Source organism: Streptomyces shenzhenensis (genome assembly GCF_003688995.1).
In the GTDB taxonomy this organism is placed as follows: Bacteria; Actinomycetota; Actinomycetes; order Streptomycetales; family Streptomycetaceae; genus Streptomyces; species Streptomyces shenzhenensis_A.
The window spans coordinates 46,404-72,737 of record NZ_PENI01000029.1; the positions used below are offsets into that span (position 1 = coordinate 46,404).

Here is a 26,334-nt window from a genome sequence, read left to right on the forward strand (position 1 = left end):
CTCCCGGATTCACATTCGGCTGAGGGTTTGTGTGGTCCGCAGCGGGGCGGCCGGTGCCCTGGTCCGGCTCAACCGGCCGTCCGCTGCGGGTCGGTGTCACTTCCGTCGTCCGTGCGGCTGTCACGTACGGCGGCGTCGTCGTGTCTGTCGTCGTCTCTGTCGTCGCGGCCGTCGCTCGCGCCGCCGCCGTCGCCTCCGAATCCGTTCTCCTTGCGGAAGGACTCGTAGATCTGGAGCAGCACCTGCTTCTGCCGCTCGTCGAGGGTGGGGTCGGCGAGGATGACGGCGCGCGTCTCCACCTCGTCGCGGTCCCGCTCGGCGTCGAGGATTCCGGCGCGGACGTACAGCGTCTCCGCGGAGATCCGCAGGGCCTTGGCGACCTGCTGCAACACCTCCGCGCTCGGCTTGCGCAGCCCGCGCTCGATCTGGCTCAGGTACGGATTGGACACACCGGCGGCGTCGGCGAGCTGCCGGAGCGAGAGCCGCGCGTTGCGGCGCTGCTCGCGCAGGTACTCACCGAGATTGCCGACGTTGAGCGATGCCATGTCTCCACCTTGCCCCACCCCCGCTAACAATTGCAAGCACCCGCTTGCAAAAGTGCACCACCCTGTTGCGCAGCGAGGTCGTGACTTCCAGCGATAGATGTCACCTTCCAGCGCGTGTTGTCACCACCTCGTTTGGCGGGCTGATGGCCCCAGCTTCGTACTGTCCGTGACGACGATCGATGGGTGGGTGCTACTACGCACAGAGGACCCGAGTACGGCTCCCGCCCTCAATGGGCCAACCCGTTGAGGTGGTGGACCTGCTGTTCGAGTCGACGGTGTTGGACGGGCTCTATTTGAAGGACGTGTTCAAGAAGAGGTGAGCAACGTTCGGACGCGGCCGTTCTAGCGAACCTCACCCTATGATCCCTTGCGTGTCAGGGACTTCAGGAACGTCGTCGGGAACTTCGCCAGCGACTTCGGCTGAGCATCACTACGCTCACGCCGCCGAGCGGCACTACAAGGACGCTGTCTACCTCCAGGACGGCGGCCGCCTGCCCAACGCTGACTACCACCTAGGCTTCGCGGTGGAGTGCGCGTTGAAGAGCCTGCTTCTCAGGTTCACGGCCGCCACCATGGCCCCCAAGAGACAAGGAAAGCCCCCGGCGAATGCCCCCTGGGTGCCTGATCCGGTCACGGGCAAGGTGAGCCACGAGTACGGCCATCTGCCGTGGGTCACCGCCGATGTCTCCCTGCTGACGCACGGCCGGTCTGCGGCACGGTTATCAGCCGCACTCGGCAACCTCAGCGCCTTCGACTCGTGGTCGGTCCACCAGCGCTACCTCGACGGGACCGCTGTCGCCGAAGCCGACGTGTCGCAGCGGCGTACCGTGGCGCAAGAGATCCTCGGCCTGCACGAGCAAGCCCTGATCACCGGAAGGCTCCAGTGAACCTGCCTCATGTCCCCGTCCGGTTCGACGACGCCCGTCCCCGAGCCCTGACGATCGCCCACGACGTAGCCGCCGAGGGCATGGACGTGCTGCTTGTACGGGACGTGCTGGGCCGCTTCGCGCTCCTAGTCGACGACCGCGAGAAAGACGTGCTGGCCGCCCAAGCAATTGCCTGGAGTGAACGTCTGACCGCAGACTTGCAACGGTATGCCGCCGACAGACCTCTACTTCTCGCCTCGTCGCTGTTCTCAGCCGATGACCTGCTCGACTCCGAGCGCACTCAGTCGGACCCGCTGCACCCGCCAGTCGACGGGCACGGCGGCGTCCGTCTCCTGGACAACACAGTGGTCGGGGAGGACTGGGCCCAGGTGTCCACCCCAACTGTCGAGACCGACGGCTCACGCACCCACCGCACCGCCTTGTACGGCTTCAAGGGCGGCGTCGGCCGAACCACAGCCACCGCAATCCTCGCCCGCCACCTCGCCGACCAGGGCCACGTCGTCCTCGTCGTGGACCTCGACCTGGAGTCTCCGGGCGCCGGCCCGCTCCTCGCCGCTGGGGCGCTGATGCCTCGCCACGGCATCGTCGACCAGCTCGTCGAGTCCGCTGTGAACAACGCGGACGACCTGGAACTGGTGGCCCCGACCGGATACGCACCGCGTACGGGTCAAGGCGAACTTTGGGTGGCTCCGGCCCGCGGCCGAGACACCCAGGAAGTCCCCTACTCCTATGTCGACAAACTCAACCGGGTGTACGCCGATATTCCCGGCATGGACTTCGCCGACCGCCTGGCTGCCGCGGTCCGTGCCTGCGAGGACGCCGTGGTCCGCGAGGGCGAAAGCGGTCGCCGCCCGAACGTGGTCCTCCTCGATAGCCGGGCCGGCATCCACGACATCGCCGCTGTCGCCATCTCCCGCCTGTGCGACCTCGCCCTGCTTTTCGGCGCGGACAACCGTCAGACTTGGGTCGGCTACGGTGACCTGTTCGCGGCCTGGCACGCTTCCGGGCAGGCCCGCGCAATCCGAGAGAAGCTCCGCATGGTCGCTTCCATGGTCCCGGAATCACCGCAGCGCCCAATGGGCGCTTATCTGGAGTCGTTCCGCGAGCACTCCTGGGGTTGCTTCTCTGTCCTATATGACGACGACGTGCCGGAGCCGGAGACTGGCCGGCTCGCCCCGGGCGCTTTCTCTCCGTCCCTGGAGGATGACTCGGCCCCGCACCACCCGATCCCTATTTTGTTCGAGCCCGGCCTGGTCGGTCTGGATGCAGATAGCGCACCAGGCTGGCAGGATCGTGCCTTCGTGCAGGCCGCGTACCGTGACTTCCTGGCCACCGCAACCCTCCTGATCACCGCCGACCCGCAGAGCGACGAAGGACCGCGATGACGACCGCACTGGGCGCCCATGAATACCGCGAGCTGCTCTCCGCAGCGCTGCCCGAGGCGACAGACGCCGACACGCTCCTTCCGAACCTGCACACCCTGTTCACCCCGGACAGTCACCGCGTGGCGCTTTACGTCGACAGCACCGTGGTGCGCGGCGGGCGGGGCGTCGGCAAAACATTCTGGTACCGCTCGCTGCTCGACGAAACTCTGCGGGAGGTCGCCGCCGAGGAGTACGGCATCGAGCGACTGCGCCGGCTCACTGTCTCTCCCGGATACGGGGCGGCCGTCGAGCCGGACCTGTACCCGGGTACGGGCGTCTTGCGGCAGCTCGTGGAGGAGGGCGTGCGGCCCTACGACCTGTGGTACGCCGTACTGCTGACGGCCCTTGGCCAGGCTGAGCTGCACGACCTCCCCGAGTGGCGCGACCGAGTCACCTGGGTGCGTGCCAATCCTGGCGCGGCCGAACGCACAGTGCAGCAGGCCGACCGGGAGGCACAGCAGTACGGCACCACTCACCTGGTCATCTTCGATGCGCTGGAACATCTCCATCGGGTCCGCGCCCAGGCCGACCGCCTCGTCGGCGGCATCCTGGAGCTCGCTCTCGCCATGCGCCTGGGTACCCGCAATATCCGCTGCAAGGTGTTCATCCGCCCCGACATGTTCGACGGCGCGCTCCTCCACTTCCCGGACGCTTCCAAGCTCACGGCCAACGCCGCCAGCCTGACCTGGTCCAACGCCAACCTGTACGGGCTGCTCTTCCACTACATGGGCAACCACAACAGCGAGTACGCGGAGCACTTCCGCAGCCTCACAGGCGGCTGGGAGACCGACTCCTTCGGCCGCCGCCACATCCCGCCCGCCCTACTCAGAGGCGACGAGAGTTCCCAGGCCGAGCAGTTCGCGCAGATCGCCGGCCCCTACATGGGCGCCAACTACCGCAAGGGCAACACGTACACCTGGCTGCCCAACCACCTGATGGACGGCGTCGAGCAGGTCAGCCCGCGCAGCTTCCTCAGCGCCCTGAACAAGGCGGTCGCCGAGACACGCGGCACGTACGCGGGCTATGAGTACGCCCTGCACCACGAAGGCATCCGTCGAGGGGTGCAGACCGCATCCGAGACCCGGGTGCGGGAGGTCGGCGAGGACATGCCGTGGGTACGGCTGGCCGTCGATCCACTGGCCGGCCGACAGGTCCCCATAGAACAGGACACGGTCACGGAGCTGTGGCACGAGGCACGACTGTCTGACGTTCTACGCAAGGAGGCCGAGCGTTCCGAGGTGGGAGGTGAGGAGGACACCCTCGTCCGCACCGGCCCCCGCTACCCGGACGACCCGAATCGCCTGATCGATGAGCTGATCGTTCTCGGCGTGATGCGCCGCCGCCGCGACGATCGCATCGACCTACCAGACGTGTACCGCATCGCTTTTAACATCGGCCGCAAGGGAGGGGTACCTAGGGTCTCGGGATAGGCCACAGCACGATGAACCAGACTCGCAGGGCGGCGCTGGCCGGGGTCAGGGAGGCGCCAGTCCAGCTGGCCCGGTCTTCGGTCGAAGCGTGTCTCCTCGGCCTGTGCTCGTTGCACGAGACGGACGTGGTCGCGCAGTTGAAGGCCGGGTACCTCAAGGCGAAGCGCGACCTGCTGAGGTATCTGCCCCGGCACGACAGGCGCGGCCCGCAGAGGATCACCACTACGAAAACCCGTCTCCACTTCCAGCAGGTGCGCCAGCCTGGATGCGGCGAGCTCCCGACGCCCCGGCTCCAGATCCCGCAGGGTCTTTGGCTGACGGCCCCGGTCCGCTCCCCGGGCCGAGGTCGTGGACTATGAGCGGCAACTGGGATGGTTGGCCAGAAAATGGAAGCTCACCCGCTGCCGGGCACCGTCGTGCCGGACCAGCTGGACCCGACCCAGCTCCGGCTCGCGGCGCTCGACGGTCCACTCCGTGCCGTCCACCACCAGAGCCGCTCCAGGAGACAAGTCCAGGACCCCAGCCGCCCTCACCGCTCCCCTCCCTGCGGATGGACCACGACGGAACGGTCCCCGAACGGCTGGCTCAGATCGATACCGAGCTGCCGGTGCCAGAGCAAATGCAGAAGCTGGGCCCTGGCCAGGGGTGGAAACGGCGCCGCATCTGCGAGTTCGCCGAATGTCCCGCCATCCTGGGCTGCTGCCAACAAGCGCGGCCGCAGCGCGAGCGGGTCAGACAGGGCTCGCCGCTGGGTGGAGAACACGTCCACCGTGGCCGTGACGTTTTTCTTCCACCCCGCCGCAACCACGTAGTGCCAGCCGCAGACCAGCGCGACCTCGGCAGCCGCAGCGAACGCCTCCAGGTCCTTCGGCTCGATCAACGCCCACGGCCGTACGTCGATCAGCCAAGCGCCGGTGTGGGGCACCGCGAGAAAGTCCGGGATATGCCTGCGGCGACCGGTCGCGGTATCGAACCAAAGCCGCATGGGCTGCGACACCACGTCGACCAAGTTGGCCGCGAAGTCGAGGGCCAGCAGCAGGCGGGCCTCCTCCAGGCTCTCTGTCCCGTGATGACGGCCCGTGCTGACGAGAAACTGAAGATCAGGGCGGTGACGTTGGGTCCGCCGCCAGGAGAACCACCGCATCGGCGTAGCGTCTGCGATACGTGTGTGGGCCAAGTCCCTCACAGTGCACGACACCTCGTCGCCCGCTGTCCGCCAAGTCGCCGTCCAGCGGCGAGTCCACTCCGGCCCGAGATCCAGCCCGCTCCGGCCGGGCGCCACGGACACCGGAACGAGCAGTTCCTCCCACCTGCACCTGTGCGACCACAGGCCCCCGCCCAAGGCTCCTACCCCGCCAGCGGGCCGTACGCAGAAACGTACTTCGTCCACATCGTCAGAGAACCGCCCCGACCAGCGGGCAGGGAGCAGTTCTCCGGAGCTGGTGACAACACGATTGAGAACAGCCCGGAAGTGACAGCAATCGCGCGCATTCGGTGACAGAAAGCGCTGCGATCCCGGAGGGACGCCGCAGCTCAGCGAACGCTACCGGTGACAACTACCGTTGCGAGTCACAGAGGTCTCTCGCAGGTTGCCCTACGGACGTCAGGCGGCTGAGGCACTCCCTGCCCGGCCCGTCAGCGTTCGCGTACAGTGCGCGGGCAGCACTCGGTGGACACTCGCGTACACGGTGGAAACGAGGTCGGCATTCCATGCAGGTAGCGGCCATACATCGCGATATGCCGGAAAGCGCACGATTGGCCGCCTATGGCACAGTCTCCACCTCCCTCGCCCTGCAGAGTGATCGCCGGCTGGGCGAGCTCGTGGACACCGCCATACCCCTTGGCTCCGGTATCGGTGGGAGGTCTGCACTGCTGGACGTCGACGGGAAGCCGGTCTTCGTGAAGCGGGTGCCGCTCACGGACATGGAGCGGCTGCCGGAGCACGCACGATCCACGGCCAACCTGTTCGGAATTCCCACCTTCTGCCAGTACGGCGTCGGTGGGGGGCCTGGTTTCGGGGCATGGCGGGAGCTCGCCGTTCACACCATGACGACGAACTGGGTACTCGGTGGGCAGTACCAAGGGTTCCCGATGATGTACCACTGGCGCGTGCTGCCGGACACGGCCGCACTTCCCGAGGAACTCGCGGACATCGAGCGGGTCGTGGCCTATTGGGGAGGCAGGCCGGAGGTGCGCCGTCGTATCGAGGCCCTTCGACAGTCCTCTGCGAGCATCGCGCTGTTCCTGGAATACATCCCTCAGACGCTCGACGAGTGGCTCACCAAGCAGGTACAGGCTGGTGAAGAGTCTGCCGACCGGGCTTGTTCTCTGGTGGAGGGCGAGTTGGAGGCCGGCACGTCCTTCATGAATGCTCGCGGGCTTCTGCACTTCGACGCCCATTTTCAGAACATCCTGGTCGACGGCCGACGCCTTTACTTCGCCGACTACGGCCTCGCCGTCTCCTCCCAGTTCGATCTGTCACCGTCCGAGACCAGCTTCTTCGAACTGCACAGGACCTACGATCGCTGCTACACGCGCAGCTGGCTGGTGAACAGGCTGATCACGAAGCTGTACGGATACGAGCGGAAAGAACTCGAGGCACTTGTCCGCGCGTGCGCGGAAGGAGAGGACCCGCCGGACGGACCGCAAAAGGCCAGGGCGATCCTCTCCCGCCATGCACCGCTCGCCGCAGTGATGACGGACTTCTACGGCAAGGTCCAGGACGAGAACAGGGAGACCCCGTACCCGTTGAAGGCACTCCTCCGGGCCCTCCATGCAGACAGGTCGCGTCGCGTCTGAGCAGGCACTCAGCTTGTCCAGTGAGGTTCTCCGGCAGATCACCTGGGTGAGGGGTTCGGTCCCGTTCTGCCTTCTCGGTCCCGCTGCCATTGGCTGATGCAGTTTCGGTGGAGTTCGAGGCTGGGTCATCGGTGCGCGGGTTCCCAGCGCACCCGCCTCGCTGCCGCCAACCAAATGACGCCGGGTCAGCTGGCGCGTCCGCCGTCTGTGAAGGGAGCACGCGCGGGCGCCCCGTGGACGACCGGTCCGGACCGCCGGCGCGCTCACCGAACCGGCCCGTCATGAAACCGGCGTAGGCCGGATGTCACCCGATGTAGTTCTTTCCCGGGGGTCTGCCGGGGATCGGCTTGCCGATGAGGGCGACCGGGGTGAACAGGCCCAGGTGGCCCAGTGCCATGGTGAGGTGCCAGATCGCCTCGTCGTCGTAGTGGCGGGCCGCCCTGGCGAACAGCTCGTCGGAGACGCGCTCCCCGAACGGGTTCGGGGTGAGGACGGCCTCCGCGAGTTCCAGCGCGACGCGTTCGGCGTCGGTGAAGTAGGGGGCGTCCTGCCATGTCGCCACGGCGGTGATGCGCCGCTCCTCCTCCCCGGCCCTGCGGAGGCCGTCCGTCATCGCGACACAGTGGTAGGTGCTGCCGACGATCTGCGCGGCGCGCAGCAGCATCAGGGTGATGGTGGTCTGCGGAACCGGGCCGTTGCGGACGGCCTTGCGCACGGCCCCGGAGAGGGCCGCCAGGTCGGGGTAGAGCCTGGTGAGGTCGGGCAGACGCGACCTGATCCCGTCCTGCCGGGAGGCCGTGTCGCCGGTGTGGGTGGTCATGGCGGAGTCGCTCCTTCACGTGCTCGGCGGTGCCCGGTCGGCGGGGTGACCCGCGTTCCGGGCGTCGTTCCACCGGTCCGACAACGCAGCGCCCCGGATTGTGAGGCGGGGCCTCGCCGTCGTATGTCACAGACGGCCGCGCCGTCCCGTCGGAGTCATGAGCTCGGACGCCACGGAAGGAGCCCGCGGAACCATGTCCACCCGATCCACGCAGGAATTCGCGCCGGTCACAGGTGAACGCCGGCAACTGATCGACATCGCCTACCGGATGCTCGGCTCGCTGGCCGACGCCGAGGACGCCGTCCAGGAGGCGTATGCCCGCTGGTACGCCCTGCCCGGCCGGGAGCGGGAGGCCGTCGAGTCCCCCGGCGCCTGGCTGACGACGGTGGCCAGTCGCATCTGCCTCAATCAGCTCGGCTCCGCACGGGCACGGCGGGAGCGCTATGTGGGCGAGTGGCTCCCGGAGCCGCTGCCCGACCCGACGGAGTGGAACGGCGGGCGGGCGGCCGGCATCGCCTGCGACCCGGCCGACCGGGTCACCCTCGACGAGTCGGTCGGCATGGCCTTTCTGGTGGTCCTGGACTCGATGTCCCCGGCCCAGCGCGTCGTCTTCGTCCTCCACGACGTCTTCCGGTACCCCTTCGCCGAGGTGGCCCGGATCGTCGGCCGTACACCGGCCGCATGCCGCCAGCTGGCGTCCGCGGCCCGCCGCCGGGTCCGCGGCGCGCAGGCGCGCTCCGCTCCGACGGCCCGGGACGCCGCCGTCGTCAGGGAACTCAAACGGGCCTGGGAGTCCCACGACATCGACGCCCTCGTCGGCCTGCTGGACCCGGCGGCCACGGCGGTCGGCGACGGCGGCGGCCTGGTGAGCACCCTGCGCCGCACGCTCCGGGGCAGCGAGGAGATCGCCCGCCACCTGGTCCGCCTCACCGGACGGCTGTCCGGGACGACGCTCCTCGAGCGCACCGTCAACGGGCAGCCCGGCCTGGTCGGCCACCAGGGCGGTGCCATCGTCACGGTGTACTCCTTCGACATCGCCGGCGACCGCATCCGGCACCTCTGGGCGATGCGCAACCCCGAGAAGCTCCGGTCCTGGGCGGCGGTCACCGCGGCATGACCCCGACAGCTCCGGATGCGACGCCGGAGTGATCCGTGTCACACGATGTCAGGTCGGCCGGCCGGGTGGTGTCTTGAGGGCGAGGCTCGAGAAACGGAGGAGACGTCATGGTGGGGAACACCGAGGTGATCGTGATCGGTGGCGGATACGCCGGTGTCATGGCGGCCAACCGCCTGACGCAGCGCGACGACGTGACAGTGACCCTGATCAACCCGCGCCCGGACTTCGTCGAGCGGATCCGTCTGCACCAGCTGGTGGGCGGGTCCGACGACGCGGTCGTCGACTACCGGAGGATCCTGGCCGGCGGCGTCCGGCTGGTGGTCGACGCCGTGACCCGGATCGACGCGGCCGAGCGCAGCGTGACGTTGGCGAGCGGCGGCACGGTCGGCTACGACTACCTGATCTACGCGGTGGGCAGCAACAGCGCCGCGCCACGCGTGCCGGGAGCGGCCGAGTTCGCCTACCCGATCGCCGGCCTGGAGGAGGCGCAGCGGCTGCGGCCGGTCCTCGACGGCGCGCCCGCGACGGCCGCGGTGACGGTGGTCGGGGCCGGTCCGAGCGGCATCGAGACCGCCGCCGAACTGGCGGAGGAGGGCCGCACCGTGACCCTGGTCTGCGGCGGGCCGCTCGGCCCGTACCTGCACCCTCGCGGCCGGCGCTCGGTCGCCGAGCGGCTGGCCGGGCTCGGGGTGACCGTGCTCGACGGCCCCGGCACCGAGGTGACGGCGGTGTCGCGGGATGCCGTCCAGCTGGGTGGCGGCCGTACGGTGCCGAGCGCGGTGACCATCTGGACCGCCGGGTTCGGCGTGCCGGACCTGGCCGCGCGCAGCGGTCTGAGCACCGACGCCGACGGCCGGCTGCGCACGGACGAGACCCTGACGAGCGTGGACGACGCGCGCGTCGTCGCGGCCGGTGACGCGGCGGCGCCGTCGGACCTGCCGTTCCGGATGGGCTGCCAGTCCGCGGTTCAACTGGGCCCGCAGGCCGCCGAGACGGTGCTCAGCCGGATCGCGGGCAAGCAGCCCGCGCCCATCAGCGTGGGGTTCGCCGGCCAGTGCATCAGCCTGGGGCGTCGCGCCGGCATCTTCCAGTTCGCGCACAAGGACGACACCGCGATCAAGTTCTACGTCGGCGGCCGACCGGGCGCGAGGCTCAAGGAGTTCGTGTGCAGGAGCACCGTCTGGCAGCTGCGGTACGAGGCACGCAAACCCGGTGTGCGCACCTGGTGGGCGAAGGACGCCGAGCGCGCGCACCGGCTGCGGGCCGAGCGCGACAAGGCGCCGGCCACCCCTGCCTGACGGTCCGGCGGCCCTGCCCCGGCCCCAGCCCTGAACCACCTACTCACGAATGAGGACCATGAGCGAGCACGCCGCCGATCCGGCGACCGAGGCCTTCCTCGCCCACCGCAGTCTGCTCTTCACCGTCGCGTACGAGATGCTCGGGTCGGCGGCCGACGCGGAGGACGTCCTCCAGGAGACCTGGCTGCGCTGGGCCGAGGCCGACCGGGAGCAGGTGCGCGACCAGCGCGCCTACCTGGTCCGGATCACCACCCGGCAGTCCCTCAACCGGCTGCGCACCGTGAAGCGCCGCAGGGAGGCGTACGTCGGCCCCTGGCTGCCCGAGCCGCTGCTCACCGCGCCGGACGTGGCCGAGGACGTCGAGCTCGCCGAGAACCTGTCGATGGCGCTGATGCTCGTCCTCGAAACGCTGTCGCCGACCGAGCGCGCCGTCTTCGTGCTGCGCGAGGCCTTCGGCGTCGGCTACGACGAGATCGCCGCCGCCGTCGACAAGAGCCCCGCGGCCGTCCACCAGATCGCCCACCGCGCCCGCAAGCACGTCGACGCCCGGCGCCCGCGCAACGTGGTCTCCCCGAGCGCCGCCCGGGCGGCTTTGGACTCCTTCCGGCGGGCGCTCGAAACCGGGGATCTCCAGGGCTTCCTCGATGTGCTCGCGCCGGATGTCGTCCTGGTCAGCGACGGCGGAGGCATCAAGAGGGCCGCGCCGCGGCCGACCGTCGGCGCCGACAAGGTGGCCCGTTTCATCGTCGGCGGCGTCGGCAGGGCCGGCGTCACGGTCACCTGCGACCCGACCGTGGTCAACGGCAACCCGGGGCTCCTCGTGCGCGTGAACGGCGAACTCGACGGCGTCATCGCGATCCGGGTCGAGGACACCCGCATCACCGGCCTCTACTACGTCCGCAACCCGGAAAAACTGACCCATATCACCTCAGAAACCCCCCTCACCCTGCGCTGAACACCGGTGGCGCAACTGGCCGCCTGGGCATCGGGCGAGCCGGATCACCTCACCCGTCAGGCCGTCGCGGTGCCCGGTCGGCCTCGGTGATCTCGTCGTCGACCCAGACGAAGGGCCGGCCGTCCGCCCAGTCGACCAGGGGCCGGGTCTTCCAGTGCAGCAGCGCGGACGGCTCGTCCTCGTCGGGCCATTCGACCACCGGCAGCGGGGGCAGTCCGAGCCAGGGCGAGACGCAGGTGTTCGCGTCGTCCATCCAGGTGGTGGCCCAGACCAGCTCGCAGCCGAGGGCCGCGAGGCGGGGGCCGAGCCGGGGATCGATGCGGGCCAGCAGCGGATGCCCGGCGGCGGACCCCGGCGGCCCGGACCCCGGCAGCGTGGTGTCCGGCTCGTACTCGGGGTACGGGCCGGACGCCCCGAACGGGAGCAGCGTCCCGTCGATGTCGAGGAAGAGCAGCATCACCCCAGGATCGGGTATGCGGCCCGGCCCCGGCGAGGGGCACCGCGCGGCTCCCCCGGCCGCGCCAGGCTCTCAGGCCAGGGCGCGGGCCAGGTAGGGGTTTGCGGTGGCGCGGGTCGGGAGGCCCAGGGAGCCGGTCGCCGCCGCCAGTGTCATGGCGTACGAGTCCACGGCCCGGCGGACGTTGGGGGCGTCCAGGCTCGCGCCGGTCACCAGGCGGTCGAGGTCCACATAGGCCGACCGTACGATCTCGATCCACCGGTAGACCCGCCAGTCCCGCAGCCAGTCGACGGTGTGCCGCTCGGGCAGCCGCTCCTCCCAGCGGCGGAACATACGGTCGCGGATCTCCGGCCGGGTCGGGGTGAGATGCATGTGCCGGACCAGGTCGTAGAGCGGGTCGCCGACGACCGCCATCTCCCAGTCGATGAGGGTGAGCGCCAGCGCGTCCTCCCGGCGGACCAGGTTCCAGGGGTTCAGGTCGCCGTGCAGCAGGGCGGGCTCCCGGTGGCTCACCGTGTGCCGGGCCAGGATCTGCCGGAGCCGGTCGGCGTCGGGCAGCCCGAGCAGCCGGGCGAGCTGCTGCGACGCCTTCGGCAACTCCCCCACCAGGAGCACGAGTTGGTCGCACAGCCAGCTGTAGAACCGGCCCTCGCCCGCGGCCGGGTCGAGCGCCTTGTAGTTCACCTGTGTCAGCGCGCCGAGCTGGTCCACGAGCCGGTCCGCCTCGTGCGGCAGCAGTCCGTGCACCGGGTGGTTGGGGGGCTGGTCGGCCCTGCGCGGCCCCTCGTAGGTGTGGATGGCGAACCGCTCGCCCTGGTAACCGGTTCCCAGGGCGAGGAACTTCGGTGCGGACACCCCGACCCGGGACAGTTCGATGGCCCGCAGGACGGCGTGCTCGCTCAGGAAGCCGCGCTCGCGCCGGCAGACGTTGGCCACCTTGCGCCGCACCACGACGGGGAAGTCGATGCCCGGCACCCGCACCACCGAATTGAGGTGGCCGGTCCCCTTGAAGACACGGCTGGCCGACGCGGCGCCCTCCGCGAACAGGGCCGGACGCACGGCCGAACGGGGGAAGTCGGGGTGCTCCGGCGCCCGCAGGTCGGGGTTCCAGTCACTGACCTTGGCGGACAGGCCGAGGCCGCCGTTCCTGGCGGCCCGCCAGCGGAAGAGGATCCGCTCGATCTCCAGCTCGCCCGGCACGTTGCGGAGCCTGAGCGGTTCGGCCGCCGCCTCCAGGGCGCGGCGCACCGCGGTCGTCGCGTCGTCCAGGCTCTTCTGGTCGGACGTGCCCTGGAGCCGGTCGGCGGCCCGCATCACGTCCGGGTAGACGGACTGCGCCCGTTCGAAGGCGATGTAGTGGCGCAGGTCCTTGCCCAGGCCGTTGACGGCGGCCGGGCGGATCAGCCGCATGGCGTCCGCCCAGGCGTCGATCACCTCGCCCCACTGATGGGCCGGGTACTGCATGCGCACGAGGTGCGTGGCGAGATCGTGCAGGGGGTCGCCGTAGGTCGCCAGCTCCCAGTCGACGCAGATGAGCGGCGGGAGCCCGCTGTACGACATGATCAGGTTGTCGCGGTGCAGATCGGCGTGGAGCAGGCTGTACGGCCGCCGGGCCATGGCGGGAACCCGCTCGGCCAACCGAATCAGGGCGTCCTCCGGAATGCCCAGCGCGGTGAGCAGCCCACCGAATTCCCGCCAATTGGGCTGCCTGATCTGGCGGTCCGCCAGGTGCGCCAGCGTCTGCAGGAAGCCCTGGCTGTCCTTGTCGTTGCGCGGCCAGACCGCCGGCAGCGGGGGCAGCACCTCGCGCCGTACCTGGGCCATCTGGGCGAGCAGGCCGACCAGCGCCTTGATGAGCAGGGCGTCGACCGGTTTGCCGTTGTCGCACACGCTGGACAGGGGAATGCCCTCGACATAGCTGTGCAGGGCGTAGCCGTCGCCCTTGGCGAGGCACTCCGGTACGTGCGGCAGGATGCCCCGCAGCGCGCCCAGGATCTCCGCCTCGTCCTGCCAGGTCCTGATCACCACGGGCAGCGCGTCGGCGCGGCGGATCCGTACGGTCACGGAGGTGCCGGCCTCGCGCCCCAGCAGCAGCGACACGTCCTCGGCCAGCGGCAGGACGTAGTTCTGGTTGTGGTGCCCGCTGCTCGCCTGTCCCAGGTCCGCGGCCCGGTCCACGAAGACGCCGATGGCGTCGGATCTGGCGCTTTCCCCGAAGTGCCGATGGGGAAGAGGAGGTGCGCCCACTGGCCGCTCCGGGTGACTCGCAAGAAAGAGAAAGGTATGCCAAACAGTAATTGCGGGTGCTATCAGGCACGACCGGAGTCAGACGTGAGTACTCACAACGGGTGGTTGGGGTGCCACGCTTCTCGTTGAGGTCGTTCGGAACGGATCGGTTCGCCGCCCCTGAGGCGACGGAGCCGTCGTCCTACGGTGCGCGAATGGTAGCGCACCGGCCCGCCCCCGCCCGGCGGCGCCACCGCTATTCGGCGAGCTTGTCCCAGACCGAGTCGAACCACGACTGCATGCCGGCCACGAACACCGAACCCGGCGCGTTCGGGTCCGCGTCCGTCACATGGTGGGTCAGGGTGGCGCCGAGACCGAGGACGTCGAGGGCCGTGATCACCTCGCCGCTGTCCAGCTCCATCCGACGTTCGATCACGTCGTACATGCCGTGCAGCACCTCGGTGCCGTTGAGCAGATAGAGCTTGAAGGCCGGAACCAGCGGTACGTGGCAGATCTGCACGTCGACGGAGCGCACCAGCTCCTCCGTCGACAGGTCCTTCATCAGGCCGCGCAGCGAGTCCGTGTGGCGTCGGCTGATGGCCGCCAGGCGCGCCCTCGGGCGCTCGTCGGCCGGGTCGTCCTTGACCCGCGGATACGGCAGCCGCAGCCCTTCGGAGGGCAGCAGCATGCGCAGGGCGATGCGCTCCGGGTGGATGAAGCCGCCGTGGATGCGCTCCACCTGGAGGCGGATGTGCGCGTCCAGCGACTCGGAGGTCAACGTGAAGACATCCAGGGTGACTTCGGGCCGCTCGAACGCCTCGCTGATGAGGGGGCCGAGCGTCACACCCCGGCTGGAGCGGGTGGCCCTGGGCGTCGGGGAGTGTATGCGCTGGGTCTTGGCCACCCGCCAGCCGCTGCCCTGGCGGGATGCGATCCAGTTCTCGCTGGCCAGTTCCCGCAGCGCCCGCTGCACCGTGTCCCGGGAGACCTCGAACTCCTCGGCGAGGTCGCGTTCCGACGGCAGGAAGGAGCTCAGCGGATAGGTGCCGTCGGTGATCCGGGTCCGCAGTTCGTCGGAGACCCGTTGGAACTTCCGGCCTCCGCCGCCGTCACCCGCATGTTGCGCAGCCACGCCTCGACCGTACCGCTTTCGGGCCACTGGCAAACCAATTACCCCATCGGACAGGCGGATTGGCCGGGCGGTTAAGCGATCAGCCAACCAGGGCAGACCATCATCAGGCAACCAGTCCAATTGGACTGATCACGGATGGCACGCCGAAACTGGATAGGGGGTGGTGGGCATGCTGCAGCCTCAGATCACCGGGGCGCTCCTCGAACTGTTCCTCGGCATGGCGGCGCAGGCGAAGCTCGGGCTCATCGGCGTGGTACTGCTGATGACGGTGGGCGTGGGCATACGGGCGCAGCGGGTGGGACTGGCCGTCGGGACCGCCCTGGTGTTCACCCTGCTGATGACTCAGGCCTGAGCGCGGAGCAGGGTCAGGACCGTCGACAGCGAGTGCACGATCACGGTGGCGCCCGCCTCGCGGAGGATCTTCTCCTTGCGGTCGTTACGCGCGTAGCCCAGGAACGGAACCCCGGCGGCGTTCGCGGCGGCGAGGTCCGAGGGGGTGTCGCCGATCATCAGGGCAGCCGAGGGGGCCGCGCCCATCGCGTTCAGCGCGCGGTTGAGGCAGTGCGGGTCCGGCTTCAGGTGCTGGAGCTCCTGGGTGCGGCCGTAGATGTGGGGGACGAAACAGGAGGTGAGGCCGCGGCCCAGCAGGTATTCACGCACCACCCGCGGGGAGTTGTTGGTGGCGATGGCGAGCCGGGAGCCGACCGCCGTCCAGGTGCGGATCACCGGGTCGGCGTACGCGGTGGGCATCGCCGTGGCCGTGGCCCGCAGCTCCTCCTGGGTGAGACGTTCCTCCAGTTCCGCGACCAGGTCGCTGCCGGGGTGTCTGCGGTCCACGGCGCGCAGCACGACGTGCGGGTCCAGGGACTCCCGTTCCGGCTCCGTGAGCAGTCCGTGCAGGCCCCGCCCCTCCAGCCACTCCACCAGGTCGACCGCCACCCGCTCCGCCGCGTGTCCGGCGAACAGCCGGCAGATCGGTCCGTCGAAGTCCCAGAGCACGACGCGGGCGCGCGCGATCAGCTCCGTGAGATGGTCCGCCTCGGCCTGGGTGGCGTCCAGGATCCCGCCCCGGTTGTCGTCTTCGGTCTCAGCTGGCACCGATTCAGTCTGCTTCGTGTCAGAAGTCACTAGGAGAGTGTCAGGTCCGAAGTGATGGTTTCCCAGAGGGCGTCGAACCACTTCTGCGATTGCTCCACGAACGCGGCGTCCCGCTGCCCGGCCCGCCGCTCGAAGGAGAAGAGGAGCGACTGGGAGCCCAGGGTGTCGTACATCTCCAGCGTTCCGCTGTCCGTGGGCTCCTCGCGGCGCGCGACCATGTAGTAGCCGATCAGCGCCTCCGCCCCGTTGAGCAGGTACAGCTTCACCGGCGGGGTGAACGGCAGAGCCCGGAACGTGACATGCACGTCGACGTCGTGCGTGGAGCGCAGGGCGTGGAGGTTGTACGTCAGGACCTGGCCCTGGGCGTTGCGCATCGCCAGCCAGCGCTGGTGGACCGGGTCCTCCTCGCCACGCCCCTCGACCGGGACCGGGAAGGCGAGGTTGATGTCCCTGGACGGCAGCAGGATGCGTACGTCGAGCCGCTCCGGGCGGACGCGGCCCTCGTGGATCTGGCGCAGGGGCTCGCTCATCGCCAGCATCAGGGTCTCGGCGGTGAGGCAGACCGCGTCGATGCGCACGCGGGGCGCCGAGAACGCCTCCGCCAGCCGGGGGCCCAGTCCGACCATGGTCGGCTGGGGCTCGTCGCGCGCGGGCGCCGGCTCGGCGATGCGCGGCGGGCTGCCCTTGCTGACGTTGCTGAGCAGACCGTCCCCCTGGAGCACGCGCAGCGCCTGGCGCACGGCGCCGCGCTCGACACCGAACTCCTCGGCCAGTTCGGCCTGGGTGGGCAGGCGGTCGCCGGCCTTCAGGTCTCCGACGCGGATACGTTCCCGCAGGGTGTCGGCGATCTCCTGGGGCGTAAGCCTTCTGCTGCCGTTCATTGCCACGTTCTCCTGGGTCACGACCAAACGCTACAACTTCGATCCATCTGGCGGGAGTTGCCTAGAAGTTGTTTATGGATGGTAGCCAAGTGGGGACAATCCAAGCAGAGTTGGTTGCCAACTTAGCCAAGTTGGCGGAAGTTTTGCTTCCTGGCAGCCTGAAGGGGGAACCACCGTGCCTGCCCTCGCCCTCATCTCCGCCGTCTTCGTCGTCGGCTTCGAACAGCTCGTGCAGTGGAAGTACGGCGCCACCGGCATCGTCGGCCTGTTGCTGCTCACCATAGGCGTCAAGGCGAAGAGCCCGACGGTCAGCTCGGCCGGCGCGGTGCTGCTCGCCGTCCTGCTGACCGGTCGCGCCCTATGACGTCAGCTGCAACTCCGAACTGATCGTCTCCCACAGCGCGTTGAACCAGAGATGGGACTGCTCCACGAAGGTCGTGTCACGCAGTCCGGCACCCTGCTCGAAGCCGAACAGCATCGACCGGGTGCCGTCGGAGTCGTACATCTCCAGCTGCTCGTGCTCGATCTCCCGCTCGCGCCGGGACAGCGTGTAGTAAGCGAACAGCGCCTCCGCGCCGTTGAGCAGATAGAGCTTCACGGGCGGGGTGAACGGCAGCGCCCGGAACGTGACGTGTACGTCGATGCCGTGCGTGGCGCGCAGCGCCAGCAGGTTGTGCTGCAGCACCTGGCCCTGCGCATTGCGCTGGGCCAGCCAGCGACGGTGCAGCAGGCCCGCGGCCGAGGCCTCCACCGGGGCCGGGAAGGCGAGGTCGATGTCACGGCTGGGCAGCAGGACACGGACGTCGACCTTGGCCGGTTTCAGCCTGCCGGCGTGGATCTGGCGCAGGGGCTCGCCGATCGCGAGCGTGAGCGAGACGGAGGTCAGGCACAGGGCGTCTATCTCGACGTGCGGGGCCGCGAAGGCGGCGGCCACCCGGGACGCGAGAGCCACCATGGTGGGCTGCGGAGGGGCCCCGGGACCGGCCGGGACACGGGCGAGACCCAGGTCGGGGGCCACCGTGGCGGGCGCGCCCTTGGAGACGTTGGTGAGCAGGCGTTCCGACTGCAGGATGCGCAGCGCCTGCCGTACGGCACCGCGCTCCACGCCGAACTCGTCGGCCAGCCTGGCCTGCGTGGGCATGCGCTGGCCGGGGCGGAGCACGCCAGACCTGATCCTGGCGCGCAACTCGTCGGCCACCTCGTGGTGTGACTTCTGTGGCCGCTGTGACCTCTCCCGCCCAGTGGCGGCGGCGTGTTCCGGGTCCACAAAGAAACCCTACAACTTCCCGCCATCTTTCGGCAGTTCATGGGAAGGTGGTTATGAGCCGCTTCCAAGCGGAGATAAGTACAGTGAAGTTGGTAGCCAACTTAGGCAACCTGGTCATACTTCCCGGTGGTTGGCCGACCGGGCTCCCTTCCGGAGGGGAGCCGGGAGCCTGGTCGGTCCGGCTCGACCGTGTAGCGAACCGCCGCCGCCGGAGCACAGCCACAACTGAACACCGACAACTCAACATCGACAACTCAACATCGCGGCTCAGCAGCCGTACAGCACAGTCACAACTGAACAAGCTCGCTACGGATGATCACGGTCGGCCGGGAGGAAGGAGCATCAGAAGAGGTCCGGGCACCACGGTCGCCCGGGCGTGTGCAGCAGGGCGTCGGCCACGTGGGCGGCGCCCTCTCGTTCTTCCCGGATCCGGCCCAGCGCGAGCAGCCGCGCGGCCGACTCGTCACCGAGCCACAGGGTGGCCAACTCAGCTATGTCCAGCGTGAGTTCCGCGTCGTCGCCGGTCGGTGCGCAGCTCGCGCCGGCCGGCGACGCCGTCAGCCGGTACCGGCCGCCCGCGATGCCCTGCCGGTCGACGACCTCCAGCACCAGCGTGCCGGTGCTGTCGTACGTACGGGCCTCCAGCGCCCGTACGACGTCCAGGACGCGCACCCACAGCCAGTCCGCCTGCGTCGTGACCCGGGCCGCGCGCGGGTCCGGCAGCAGCAGCGGGAGCAGATCGTCCGGTGCGCGCCAGCCGCTCTTGACCTTGGTGATCCAGTCGATCGAGCACAGGTAGTGCCACAGGGCGCGCTCGGCCGCCGGGGTCGAGGCGATCAGCCAGTTCACATCGGCGGTGTTCTGCGGCTGCTTGCCCTGCCAGGTGTTGTCCGCCTGGTACGAGACCAGGCCCTCCAGGTCGCCGGAGGGGGAGCGGTAGCCGACGTAGTACGGCTCGGTCCAGTCGCCGAAGCGTACGGCGCCCGTGTTGGCCTGCCACCACAGGTCGTCGCGGCTCACCGCGCCGGGCCGGCCGCGGCGTACGCGCTCGTGCAGCTCCGGGCCCGCCTTGCGGACCTCGGCCGCGTCCAGCAGGTCGATCCGGCCGCCGTCCGCCGGGCCCGACCAGCGGGGGTCGAGGCCGGCGCGGGGCACATCGACGGTCCACTCCGTGGTCCAGGTGGCGGGGCCGAAGCCGTAGCGGCCGTAGATCGGGTACTCGGCGGCGATGAGCGTGGCGACGACGTCGCCGCGGTCCTTCGCCGCCGCGAGGTCCTGGCTCATCATGCGGGTCAGCAGGCCGCGGCGGCGGTGCGTGGGCGAGACCGTCACGTTGGAGATCGCGTCCGCGGGGACGGTGGCGCCGCCGACCACGGTGATCTCCTGGGCGAAGGAGCGGAACGTCGCGACACAGCGGTCGCCGTCGAAGCCGCCGAGCAGGCGGCCGGGGACGAACTGGGCGCGGCGGGCCGCCAATTGTTCGGGGGTCGGGGTGGGAGAGCGGAGGAAGCCGGTGTTCAGGGCGCGGAGCCAGTCGGGGAACTCGGCCTCGGTGACGGGGCGAACGTCGGTCATGGGGTCACGGTAGGTGCGGTGCGCTGCGCTGTCGCGGGGTTTTACCTGCCCACCCACCCGACTCGGTTCCCCACGAACCCACCCCCGGACCCAGGGCGGTACGGCCCTCCGGGCGCGCCGGGTCCGTCACAGGAGCAGGTCGTCGACCTGGGCCTCGCCCTCCCGGTAGCGGCGGGCGATCTCCGCGCTGCAGTCGTCCGCCGTGCTCTGGAGATGGTGACGGCGGCGGGATGCCTGCCGCTCGTAGCGCACGAGGCGGCCCATCGCCGTGCTGAGCTCCTGGTCCGTGCGGGCCTCCAGGTCGGACAGCTCGACCTCGGCGAGCATGTCGGCGGCCAGCCGCCGGTACTCCTCGCCGTGCGGCGTGCCCACCGTGACATGGCGGGCCGACGAGCGGTGCCGGGCCGGCGCGTCGGTGAGGATCTCCGGGAGCCGGTCGACCACGGAGGCGGCCTCGGCCGCGGCGACCGACTCCGGCCCCCGGCGGGCCAGTTCCGCGCGCAGGATGTCGATCCGGCCCTGCAGCAGCCGCCGTACGTAACTGAGGTCCGCCTCGTCGCGCTGGGCGTCCCGGCGCAGGACGCGCAGCTCGGGCAGGCTCAGCCGGATCATGTCGTACCTCGGCTCGTCCGGTGCCGGCATCGGGCTGTCGCTGCGCTGCACGGGCGGCCGGTGCGTCTCCTGCCCGCCCGCGAGGGCGGCCGTGATCGCACCGGGCGGCTGCCCGATACTCGGTGTACTCATGTGCCTCTACCGTCCCCTCGACCGGCGTACGGGAGCATCGTGCCACCCCAAGTGGCCACTATGCGGCCGAGTGCCCCCGAACGGCCCCAGATGGGGGGTTAAGGATCAAAAATCGTCCTGCCGACAGGCCCTTTCGGCCCACCTGACGACCGGTCCCGGGCACCCGGCATCATGGTCCGCATGCGTGCAGTGGTGCAACGGGTGGACGGCGCGAGCGTCGTCGTGGACGGCGAGACGGTCGGGGCGATCGAGGGCGAGGGGCTGTGCGTCCTCGTCGGGGTCACCCATGAGGACACCAAGGAGAAGGCGGCACAGCTCGCCCGCAAGCTCTGGTCCCTGCGCATCCTGCACGACGAGCGGTCGTGCAGCGACATCGACGCCCCGCTGCTGGTCATCAGCCAGTTCACGCTGTACGGGGACGCGCGCAAGGGGCGCCGGCCCACCTGGAACGCGGCGGCCCCGGGCGATGCCGCCGAACCGCTGGTGGACGAGGTGGTCGCACAGCTGCGTGCCCTGGGCGCGACCGTGGCGACGGGCCGGTTCGGCGCTCAGATGCGGGTCTCGCTGACGAACGACGGCCCGTTCACCGTCCTGCTGGAGATGTGAACCCCGGGGCCGCGGGGCTCTCCCCCAGGGGTCACGGGGTCCGTTCAGGGCTCGACGACGGTCTCCTGGGCCGCCGCCGTGTCCCCGGCCATCAGCCGCGCGTCCACCGGCACGTTCCGCTTGACCAGGGCGAGGGCGACCGGGCCCAGTTCGTAGTGGCGCGCGGACGTCGTGATGAAGCCGACCTTGCGGCCGTCGGGGTCCTCGTCCGCGAGCCGGATCTCGGTGCCGTGCGGGGGCAGATGGACCTCGCTGCCGTCGAGGTGCAGGAAGACCAGGCGGCGCGGCGGCTTGCCCAGGTTCTGCACCCGGGCGACGGTCTCCTGGCCGCGGTAGCAGCCCTTCTGCAGATGGACCGCGGAGCCGATCCAGCCCAGCTCGTGCGGGATGGTGCGGTGGTCGGTCTCGAAGCCGAGGCGCGGGTGGTGCCGCTCGACGCGCAGCGCCTCGTGGGCGAGGATGCCGGCGGGCGGCCCGGCCTTCTCGGCGTACGACTCCAGGTCGGCGCGCGGGAGGAAGACGTCACGGCCGTACGCCGTCTCGCGGACGACGACGCCGTCCGGTACCTCCGCGATCGAGCCGGCGGGCAGGTGGACGACGGCGAAGTCGGCCGTCCGGTCGGCGACCTCGACCTGGTAGAAGAACTTCATCGATTCCAGGTACGCGATCAGCGCGTCCTGGGTGCCGGGCTCCACATGGGCCCAGACCGTGTCGCCGTCGTCCACCAGGTACAGGGCGTGTTCGACGTGGCCGTGCGCGGACAGGATCAGCGCCTCGGTGGCCTCGCCCGCGGGAAGTTCGCTGACGTGCTGGGTGAGGAGGAGGTGCAGCCAGCTCAGCCGGTCCGCACCGGAGACGGTCACCACTCCGCGGTGCGAGAGGTCGACGAATCCGGTGCCGTCGGCGAGGGCGCGCTGTTCGCGGAACAGGTCGCCGTAGTGGGCGGCGACGCCTTCGTCCGCACCCTCGGCGGGGACTGCGCCGGGCAGGGACAGCAGGGGGCTCTTCATGCGACAAGCCTACGACTCGGTAGTTGAACGCTTGAGGGAGCAGTCGCGGCACCGGCCGAAGAGCGCGAAGTGCTTCATGTCCGTGTCGAAGCCGAAGTCGGCGCGCAGCTTGGCGGTGAACTCGGCGGCGACCGACACGTCCGCCTCGATGACGTTCTGGCAGTCCCGGCACACCAGGTGTATGTGGTGGTGGCGGTCGGCGAGGTGGTAGGTGGGGGCGCCGTGACCGAGGTGGGCGTGCGAGACGAGGCCCAGCTCCTCGAGCAGTTCCAGCGTGCGGTAGACGGTGGAGATGTTGACCCCCGACGCGGTCTTCCGCACCTCGACGAGGATGTCGTCGGGGGTGGCGTGTTCCAGGGTGTCCACGGCTTCGAGCACAAGTTGCCGCTGCGGCGTCAGCCGGTAGCCACGCTGTCGTAGATCGCTCTTCCAGTCGATGCTCACCACACCCCCAGTCTAGGACGCACCGGCCGGGGTCATGCCTCGGTCGACAGGACACCGCTCGAGCGGCCGTCCTCCGGAGTGCCGGTGAGCACGACGTCCCCCGGGCCGTTGCGGCGCGGGGGACGTGGGGGCTCGGTGAGGCGTGGGCTACTTGAAGAAGGCGATTCCGTCGTCCGGGAGGTCGTCGGGGAGGGCCTTGGCCCAGCGTTCGACCTCCTCGGGGGTGACGACCTTCTTCAGGTGGGCGGACATGTAGGGGCGCAGCTCGACCTCGGGGGTCTGCTTCTCGCCGACCCACATGAGGTCGCTCTTCACATAGCCGTACAGGCGCTTGCCGCCGGTGTACGGGCGGGCGCCGGCGGTCCGCGCCACCGCGTCCGTGACCAGGTCGATCTGCGGCTTCTTGTCGGCCAGCTCGCCGTACCAGATCTCGATGACGCCGTCGTCACGGGTCATGGTGATCTCGACCTTGCGGTGGGCGTCGATCCGCCAGAAGCCGGACTCCGACTCCAGCGGGCGGACCTTGTTCCCGTCCCTGTCCAGCACCCAGGTATGGGAGTGGTACTCCAGGAAGTCCCGGCCGTCGTGGCTGAAGGTGACCTCCTGGCCGAAGTTGCACTTCTCGGAGCCGGGGAAGTCGTGCACGCCCGCGCCGGCCCAGTTGCCGAGCAGGAAGGCCAGGGGGACCAGGTCCGGGTGAAGGTCCGACGGGATCTCGATCATGAGCGGTGGTTCCTGGATCGGTTCGGGTACGGGCTCAGCGCTGACCCTGGTACAGCTTCTTCACGGCCAGCCCGGCGAAGGCGAGGACGCCGACGCAGACCAGGACCAGCAGGATTTCGAAGAAGATCTCCACGGGTGCTCCTTGAGCGAGGGTGGGCAGACAGAGCCGGGGCGGCCCCAGCTTACGTCAGCCCTTCTTGACACCACCCACGAAGGCCGCCCGGTTCAGCCCAGCAGCTGGCTCTGCAGCGCCACCGTCTGCTGGAAGGGGGCGGCCGCCGCGGTGCCCTTGCGGGACTGAGGACCGGGACGAGGCCGGACAGCTGCTCACCGACTACGGGCTGTCCTGCGCCGCCGACAGCGCCTCGACCTCGCCCTCGGCCCGCTCGAGCAGGGGCTGGGAGAGCGACGGCAGCGCGGTCCGCCTGGACGACGTAGCCGGCGCACGCACCGGCGCCGATGCCGAGCACGGCCGCGGCAGCGATCATCCCTCTCAGAACATGAAGCGCGTCTTTCATGCCGCGCGCACAGAAGACCCATGGGTAACCAGCACCGTTGCAAGGAAGTTGATTACGATTCGGGCATGGCGAAGAAGCTCGTGGTCAAGGTGACGGCGGGGGCCGATGCCCCCGAGCGCTGCTCGCAGGCGTTCACGGTCGCGGCGGTGGCGGTGGCCAGCGGGGTCGAGGTCTCCCTGTGGCTGACCGGCGAGTCCTCGTGGTTCGCGCTGCCGGGCCGGGCCGCCGAGTTCGACCTGCCGCATGCCGCGCCGCTGCCCGATCTGCTGGAGTCGATCCTGGCGGCCGGCCGGGTCACCCTGTGCACACAGTGCGCGGCCCGCCGCGAGATCACGGAGAAGGACGTCATCGAGGGCGTACGGATCGCGGGCGCGCAGGTCTTCGTGCAGGAGGCACTGGGAGACGGCACCCAGGCCCTCGTGTACTGACCCCGCGTCGACCGGACGCGGCTCTGCCGGCGGAGCGCTCAGTGGCGCTTCTTGCCGTCCAGCTCGTCCCACCACTCGTCGGACTGCGGGTCGCCCGAGGGATCGTCCCACCAACGGTCCTCGGGGCCGCGCCGGTTGGCGATCATCGCGGCGACGGGCGGGATGACCATGGCCACGATGCACATCGCGACGGCCGCGGGCACCGACCAGATGCGTACGACGCCCCAGGCCAGGACGAAGAGTGCGATGCAGACGCCCATCATGGCGAAGTACACGTGACGCCGCCGTGCGTACATGACTCCAGGGTAGGTCCGGACAGGCGGAAGGACCGCGCCCGGGCGTCCAACCCGTGGGGCGCGGCCCTCCGGCCGTTCCGTGGTGCTGCTCAGACCGCGATCGCGACCTCCGCGAGGCCGCCCTGCTGGGCGACGACGGTGCGGTCGGCGGTGCCGCCGGGCACGAGGGCACGGACGGTCCAGGTGCCCTCGGCCGCGTAGAAGCGGAACTGTCCGGTGGCGGAGGTCGGGACCTCCGCGGTGAACTCGCCGGTCGAGTCCAGGAGCCGGACGTAACCCGTCACCGGCTCGCCGTCGCGGGTCACCTGGCCCTGGATGGTGGTCTCACCGGGCTTGATCGTCGAGGCGTCCGGGCCGCCGGCCTTCGCTCCACACATGCTGCTTCTCCAGAGGTCTGAGGTCTTGCAGGGTCGGTCGGGTCGCCTACTTGCCGGTGCCCAGCTCGATCGGCACGCCCACCAGGGAGCCGTACTCGGTCCAGGAGCCGTCGTAGTTCTTGACGTTCTGGACGCCCAGCAGCTCGTGCAGCACGAACCAGGTCAGCGCGGAGCGCTCACCGATGCGGCAGTAGGCGATGGTGTCCTTGGCGAGGTCCACGTCCTCGACGGTGTACAGCTCCTTCAGGTCGTCGTCCGACTTGAAGGTGCCGTCGTCGTTGGCGTTCTTCGACCACGGGATGTTCTTGGCGGTCGGGACGTGGCCGGGGCGCTGCGACTGCTCCTGCGGCAGGTGCGCCGGGGCGAGCAGCTTGCCCGAGAACTCGTCGGGGGAACGCACGTCGACGAGGTTCTGCGAGCCGATGGCGGCCACGATGTCGTCGCGGAACGCGCGGATCGACGTGTCCTGCGGCTTGGCCCTGTAGTCGGTCGCGGCGCGCTCGGGCACCTCGGCGCCGTCGACCAGCTCGCGGGCGTCCAGCTCCCACTTCTTGCGGCCGCCGTCGAGCAGCTTGACGTTGTCGTGGCCGTACAGCTTGAAGTACCAGTACGCGTAGGACGCGAACCAGTTGTTGTTGCCGCCGTAGAGGATCACCAGCGTGTCGTTGGCGATGCCCTTCGCCGACAGGAGCTTCTCGAAGCCCTCCTGGTCGATGAAGTCACGGCGGACCGGGTCCTGAAGGTCCTTGGTCCAGTCGATGCGGATCGCGTTCTTGATGTGGTTCTTCTCGTACGCGGTCGTGTCCTCGTCGACCTCGACGATCGCGATGCTCGGGTCTTCGAGGTGCTCCTGCAACCAGTCGGCGTCGACCAGGACGTCGCTGCGGCTCATGCTCTTTCTCCTCCGGGGCAGTTGCGGCGGGGCGTGCGAGTGCGTGGGGCGCGGGCTCCCGCAGGGAGCGCGCACGGGTGCCCTGAGCTGGGCGGCTGAAGAACGCGGAAGTCGGGGCTCCCGCTCAGAAGGGGCGACAGAGCATGGCGGCGACGCGGCACAGGTCTACTGCCCGCCGCTTCGTGAGGTCCGCCTGTCGCTTCATGGCGTCGATCGTAGGGACGGACAGGCGGACATGTCACCGGCGTGTCGCATGATGAGACGCGATCGTCCGCGATGTGGGATCACTGGACCGCACGGGCCATCGCGGCCGGGCCCGCGGGCGTCCGGACCGCGTGCGGTATCTGCGGTGCGGACATGACCGTCTCGCCTGTCGGACGCCCGG

Annotated in this window: 28 protein-coding genes and 1 pseudogene; 11 read left to right on the forward strand and 18 right to left on the reverse strand. The window is 69.8% G+C overall.

The annotated features are described in order from the left end of the window. Nucleotides 1-68 precede the first annotated feature (68 nt). Entirely contained in the window at nt 69-545 is a 477-nt protein-coding gene (locus tag CTZ28_RS33995) for a helix-turn-helix domain-containing protein (RefSeq protein WP_121893582.1), read from the reverse strand. A 536-nt stretch (nt 546-1,081) separates the two neighbouring features. Between CTZ28_RS33995 and CTZ28_RS34000 the strand changes: the two genes are divergently transcribed. Genes CTZ28_RS34000 through CTZ28_RS34010 form a run of 3 tightly spaced genes read left to right on the forward strand, consistent with a single transcriptional unit; the run spans nt 1,082 to nt 4,286 of the window. Further along, complete coding sequence (locus tag CTZ28_RS34000) at nt 1,082-1,432, forward strand: hypothetical protein (protein ID WP_147481233.1); 351 nt, start codon at nt 1,082-1,084, stop codon at nt 1,430-1,432. Continuing rightward, complete coding sequence (locus CTZ28_RS34005; RefSeq protein WP_259471930.1) at nt 1,429-2,817, forward strand: KGGVGR-motif variant AAA ATPase; 1,389 nt, start codon at nt 1,429-1,431, stop codon at nt 2,815-2,817. Before CTZ28_RS34000 ends, CTZ28_RS34005 begins: the two co-directional genes overlap by 4 nt. Further along, nucleotides 2,814-4,286 carry a hypothetical protein gene (locus CTZ28_RS34010; protein WP_121893584.1) on the forward strand — a complete coding sequence of 491 codons (1,473 nt, stop codon included), beginning with the start codon at nt 2,814-2,816 and terminating at the stop codon, nt 4,284-4,286. The genes CTZ28_RS34005 and CTZ28_RS34010 overlap by 4 nt, the downstream gene beginning before the upstream one ends. Before the next feature lie 529 nt (nt 4,287-4,815). Here CTZ28_RS34010 and CTZ28_RS34020 read toward each other — a convergent pair. Next, on the reverse strand, nt 4,816-5,574 hold the full coding sequence (locus tag CTZ28_RS34020) for a TnsA-like heteromeric transposase endonuclease subunit (protein ID WP_121893585.1): 759 nt from the start codon (nt 5,572-5,574) through the stop codon (nt 4,816-4,818). 422 nt (nt 5,575-5,996) lie between these two features. Here CTZ28_RS34020 and CTZ28_RS34025 point away from each other — a divergent pair, with 422 nt between their 5' ends. Then, nucleotides 5,997-7,085, forward strand: coding sequence for a protein kinase family protein (locus CTZ28_RS34025; RefSeq protein ID WP_259471931.1), 1,089 nt, complete (start codon nt 5,997-5,999; stop codon nt 7,083-7,085). Nucleotides 7,086-7,389: 304 nt separating this feature from the next. Here the strand turns inward: CTZ28_RS34025 and CTZ28_RS34030 are convergent, their stop codons facing one another. Then, nucleotides 7,390-7,905, reverse strand: coding sequence for a carboxymuconolactone decarboxylase family protein (locus CTZ28_RS34030; RefSeq protein WP_121893586.1), 516 nt, complete (start codon nt 7,903-7,905; stop codon nt 7,390-7,392). Nucleotides 7,906-8,098: 193 nt separating this feature from the next. On the opposite strand from CTZ28_RS34030, the gene sigJ reads away from it, so the two are divergent. The 3 genes from sigJ (at nt 8,099) to CTZ28_RS34045 (ending at nt 11,275) form a co-directional block, all read left to right on the forward strand. Beyond that, on the forward strand, nt 8,099-9,022 hold the full coding sequence (gene sigJ / locus CTZ28_RS34035; RefSeq protein WP_121893587.1) for an RNA polymerase sigma factor SigJ: 924 nt from the start codon (nt 8,099-8,101) through the stop codon (nt 9,020-9,022). Between the two features lie 107 nt (nt 9,023-9,129). Continuing rightward, nucleotides 9,130-10,320 carry an NAD(P)/FAD-dependent oxidoreductase gene (locus tag CTZ28_RS34040; protein ID WP_121893588.1) on the forward strand — a complete coding sequence of 397 codons (1,191 nt, stop codon included), beginning with the start codon at nt 9,130-9,132 and terminating at the stop codon, nt 10,318-10,320. 58 nt (nt 10,321-10,378) lie between these two features. After that, nucleotides 10,379-11,275 (forward strand): RNA polymerase sigma-70 factor, encoded by an 897-nt coding sequence (locus tag CTZ28_RS34045; protein ID WP_121893589.1) that lies wholly within the window; start codon nt 10,379-10,381, stop codon nt 11,273-11,275. Between the two features lie 73 nt (nt 11,276-11,348). Here the strand turns inward: CTZ28_RS34045 and CTZ28_RS34050 are convergent. The 3 genes and pseudogenes from CTZ28_RS34050 to CTZ28_RS34060 all read right to left on the reverse strand — a co-directional run. Beyond that, nucleotides 11,349-11,732 (reverse strand): annotated as a pseudogene (locus CTZ28_RS34050) (HAD domain-containing protein); the annotation flags it as partial. 72 nt (nt 11,733-11,804) lie between these two features. Then, entirely contained in the window at nt 11,805-13,979 is a 2,175-nt protein-coding gene (locus tag CTZ28_RS34055) for an aminoglycoside phosphotransferase family protein (protein ID WP_121893590.1), read from the reverse strand. 235 nt (nt 13,980-14,214) lie between these two features. Next, nucleotides 14,215-15,090: a winged helix-turn-helix domain-containing protein gene (locus tag CTZ28_RS34060; protein WP_121893591.1), complete on the reverse strand. Its 876-nt coding sequence runs from the start codon at nt 15,088-15,090 to the stop codon at nt 14,215-14,217. Between the two features lie 169 nt (nt 15,091-15,259). On the opposite strand from CTZ28_RS34060, the gene CTZ28_RS34065 reads away from it, so the two are divergent. Beyond that, the gene (locus CTZ28_RS34065; RefSeq protein ID WP_121893654.1) at nt 15,260-15,442 is read left to right on the forward strand and encodes a hypothetical protein; all 183 of its coding nucleotides are present in this window, start codon (nt 15,260-15,262) and stop codon (nt 15,440-15,442) included. Here the strand turns inward: CTZ28_RS34065 and CTZ28_RS34070 are convergent. Both CTZ28_RS34070 and CTZ28_RS34075 read right to left on the reverse strand, forming a co-directional pair. Next, nucleotides 15,433-16,269, reverse strand: coding sequence for an HAD family hydrolase (locus CTZ28_RS34070; RefSeq protein ID WP_121893592.1), 837 nt, complete (start codon nt 16,267-16,269; stop codon nt 15,433-15,435). The genes CTZ28_RS34065 and CTZ28_RS34070 overlap by 10 nt on opposite strands. After that, nucleotides 16,218-17,069 carry a GntR family transcriptional regulator gene (locus CTZ28_RS34075; protein ID WP_121893593.1) on the reverse strand — a complete coding sequence of 284 codons (852 nt, stop codon included), beginning with the start codon at nt 17,067-17,069 and terminating at the stop codon, nt 16,218-16,220. The genes CTZ28_RS34070 and CTZ28_RS34075 overlap by 52 nt, the downstream gene beginning before the upstream one ends. Before the next feature lie 175 nt (nt 17,070-17,244). On the opposite strand from CTZ28_RS34075, the gene CTZ28_RS34080 reads away from it, so the two are divergent. Further along, on the forward strand, nt 17,245-17,433 hold the full coding sequence (locus CTZ28_RS34080; protein ID WP_121893594.1) for a hypothetical protein: 189 nt from the start codon (nt 17,245-17,247) through the stop codon (nt 17,431-17,433). On the opposite strand, the gene CTZ28_RS34085 is transcribed toward CTZ28_RS34080, so the two are convergent. From CTZ28_RS34085 to CTZ28_RS34095, 3 genes are all read right to left on the reverse strand, one after another. Beyond that, nucleotides 17,428-18,336 (reverse strand): winged helix-turn-helix domain-containing protein, encoded by a 909-nt coding sequence (locus CTZ28_RS34085; protein WP_121893595.1) that lies wholly within the window; start codon nt 18,334-18,336, stop codon nt 17,428-17,430. The genes CTZ28_RS34080 and CTZ28_RS34085 overlap by 6 nt on opposite strands. A 342-nt stretch (nt 18,337-18,678) precedes the next feature. Then, nucleotides 18,679-19,911 carry a GNAT family N-acetyltransferase gene (locus tag CTZ28_RS34090; protein WP_121893596.1) on the reverse strand — a complete coding sequence of 411 codons (1,233 nt, stop codon included), beginning with the start codon at nt 19,909-19,911 and terminating at the stop codon, nt 18,679-18,681. Nucleotides 19,912-20,037: 126 nt separating this feature from the next. After that, the gene (locus CTZ28_RS34095) at nt 20,038-20,655 is read right to left on the reverse strand and encodes an RsiG family protein (RefSeq protein WP_121893597.1); all 618 of its coding nucleotides are present in this window, start codon (nt 20,653-20,655) and stop codon (nt 20,038-20,040) included. 180 nt (nt 20,656-20,835) lie between these two features. Between CTZ28_RS34095 and dtd the strand changes: the two genes are divergently transcribed. Further along, entirely contained in the window at nt 20,836-21,261 is a 426-nt protein-coding gene (gene dtd, locus CTZ28_RS34100; protein WP_121893655.1) for a D-aminoacyl-tRNA deacylase, read from the forward strand. A 44-nt stretch (nt 21,262-21,305) separates the two neighbouring features. Here the strand turns inward: dtd and ygfZ are convergent, their stop codons facing one another. The 3 genes from ygfZ to CTZ28_RS34115 all read right to left on the reverse strand — a co-directional run bounded on the left by ygfZ (nt 21,306) and on the right by CTZ28_RS34115 (nt 23,438). Continuing rightward, a complete protein-coding gene (gene ygfZ / locus CTZ28_RS34105; RefSeq protein ID WP_121893598.1) occupies nt 21,306-22,271 on the reverse strand; it encodes a CAF17-like 4Fe-4S cluster assembly/insertion protein YgfZ in 966 nt (321 codons plus the stop codon). A 9-nt stretch (nt 22,272-22,280) separates the two neighbouring features. Then, a complete protein-coding gene (locus CTZ28_RS34110; RefSeq protein WP_121893599.1) occupies nt 22,281-22,718 on the reverse strand; it encodes a Fur family transcriptional regulator in 438 nt (145 codons plus the stop codon). A 144-nt stretch (nt 22,719-22,862) separates the two neighbouring features. After that, the gene (locus CTZ28_RS34115; RefSeq protein ID WP_121893600.1) at nt 22,863-23,438 is read right to left on the reverse strand and encodes a heme-binding beta-barrel domain-containing protein; all 576 of its coding nucleotides are present in this window, start codon (nt 23,436-23,438) and stop codon (nt 22,863-22,865) included. Between the two features lie 583 nt (nt 23,439-24,021). On the opposite strand from CTZ28_RS34115, the gene CTZ28_RS34125 reads away from it, so the two are divergent. Continuing rightward, a complete protein-coding gene (locus CTZ28_RS34125) occupies nt 24,022-24,384 on the forward strand; it encodes a DsrE family protein (RefSeq protein WP_121893602.1) in 363 nt (120 codons plus the stop codon). A 38-nt stretch (nt 24,385-24,422) separates the two neighbouring features. On the opposite strand, the gene CTZ28_RS34130 is transcribed toward CTZ28_RS34125, so the two are convergent. The 4 genes from CTZ28_RS34130 to CTZ28_RS49740 form a co-directional block, all read right to left on the reverse strand. Then, nucleotides 24,423-24,680, reverse strand: coding sequence for a DUF3099 domain-containing protein (locus CTZ28_RS34130; RefSeq protein ID WP_121893603.1), 258 nt, complete (start codon nt 24,678-24,680; stop codon nt 24,423-24,425). A gap of 89 nt (nt 24,681-24,769) precedes the next feature. After that, nucleotides 24,770-25,057, reverse strand: coding sequence for a DUF1416 domain-containing protein (locus tag CTZ28_RS34135; RefSeq protein ID WP_004986406.1), 288 nt, complete (start codon nt 25,055-25,057; stop codon nt 24,770-24,772). Between the two features lie 46 nt (nt 25,058-25,103). Further along, a complete protein-coding gene (locus tag CTZ28_RS34140) occupies nt 25,104-25,949 on the reverse strand; it encodes a sulfurtransferase (RefSeq protein WP_121893604.1) in 846 nt (281 codons plus the stop codon). Between the two features lie 124 nt (nt 25,950-26,073). After that, the gene (locus CTZ28_RS49740) at nt 26,074-26,154 is read right to left on the reverse strand and encodes an Ms5788A family Cys-rich leader peptide (RefSeq protein ID WP_350751515.1); all 81 of its coding nucleotides are present in this window, start codon (nt 26,152-26,154) and stop codon (nt 26,074-26,076) included. Between the last annotated feature and the right edge of the window lie 180 nt (nt 26,155-26,334).

Bases quoted from the DNA above. Each gene is read 5' to 3' on its own strand.
- CTZ28_RS33995 (WP_121893582.1), bottom strand. From the start codon at position 545: ATGGCATCGCTCAACGTCGGCAATCTCGGTGAGTACCTGCGCGAGCAG.
- CTZ28_RS34010 (WP_121893584.1), top strand. From the start codon at position 2,814: ATGACGACCGCACTGGGCGCCCATGAATACCGCGAGCTGCTCTCCGCA.
- CTZ28_RS34025 (WP_259471931.1), top strand. From the start codon at position 5,997: ATGCAGGTAGCGGCCATACATCGCGATATGCCGGAAAGCGCACGATTG.
- CTZ28_RS34030 (WP_121893586.1), bottom strand. From the start codon at position 7,905: ATGACCACCCACACCGGCGACACGGCCTCCCGGCAGGACGGGATCAGG.
- sigJ (WP_121893587.1), top strand. From the start codon at position 8,099: ATGTCCACCCGATCCACGCAGGAATTCGCGCCGGTCACAGGTGAACGC.
- CTZ28_RS34040 (WP_121893588.1), top strand. From the start codon at position 9,130: ATGGTGGGGAACACCGAGGTGATCGTGATCGGTGGCGGATACGCCGGT.
- CTZ28_RS34045 (WP_121893589.1), top strand. From the start codon at position 10,379: ATGAGCGAGCACGCCGCCGATCCGGCGACCGAGGCCTTCCTCGCCCAC.
- CTZ28_RS34065 (WP_121893654.1), top strand. From the start codon at position 15,260: ATGCTGCAGCCTCAGATCACCGGGGCGCTCCTCGAACTGTTCCTCGGC.
- CTZ28_RS34075 (WP_121893593.1), bottom strand. From the start codon at position 17,069: ATGAACGGCAGCAGAAGGCTTACGCCCCAGGAGATCGCCGACACCCTG.
- CTZ28_RS34090 (WP_121893596.1), bottom strand. From the start codon at position 19,911: ATGACCGACGTTCGCCCCGTCACCGAGGCCGAGTTCCCCGACTGGCTC.
- CTZ28_RS34095 (WP_121893597.1), bottom strand. From the start codon at position 20,655: ATGAGTACACCGAGTATCGGGCAGCCGCCCGGTGCGATCACGGCCGCC.
- dtd (WP_121893655.1), top strand. From the start codon at position 20,836: ATGCGTGCAGTGGTGCAACGGGTGGACGGCGCGAGCGTCGTCGTGGAC.
- ygfZ (WP_121893598.1), bottom strand. From the start codon at position 22,271: ATGAAGAGCCCCCTGCTGTCCCTGCCCGGCGCAGTCCCCGCCGAGGGT.
- CTZ28_RS34115 (WP_121893600.1), bottom strand. From the start codon at position 23,438: ATGATCGAGATCCCGTCGGACCTTCACCCGGACCTGGTCCCCCTGGCC.
- CTZ28_RS34125 (WP_121893602.1), top strand. From the start codon at position 24,022: ATGGCGAAGAAGCTCGTGGTCAAGGTGACGGCGGGGGCCGATGCCCCC.
- CTZ28_RS34130 (WP_121893603.1), bottom strand. From the start codon at position 24,680: ATGTACGCACGGCGGCGTCACGTGTACTTCGCCATGATGGGCGTCTGC.
- CTZ28_RS34135 (WP_004986406.1), bottom strand. From the start codon at position 25,057: ATGTGTGGAGCGAAGGCCGGCGGCCCGGACGCCTCGACGATCAAGCCC.
- CTZ28_RS34140 (WP_121893604.1), bottom strand. From the start codon at position 25,949: ATGAGCCGCAGCGACGTCCTGGTCGACGCCGACTGGTTGCAGGAGCAC.
- CTZ28_RS49740 (WP_350751515.1), bottom strand. From the start codon at position 26,154: ATGAAGCGACAGGCGGACCTCACGAAGCGGCGGGCAGTAGACCTGTGC.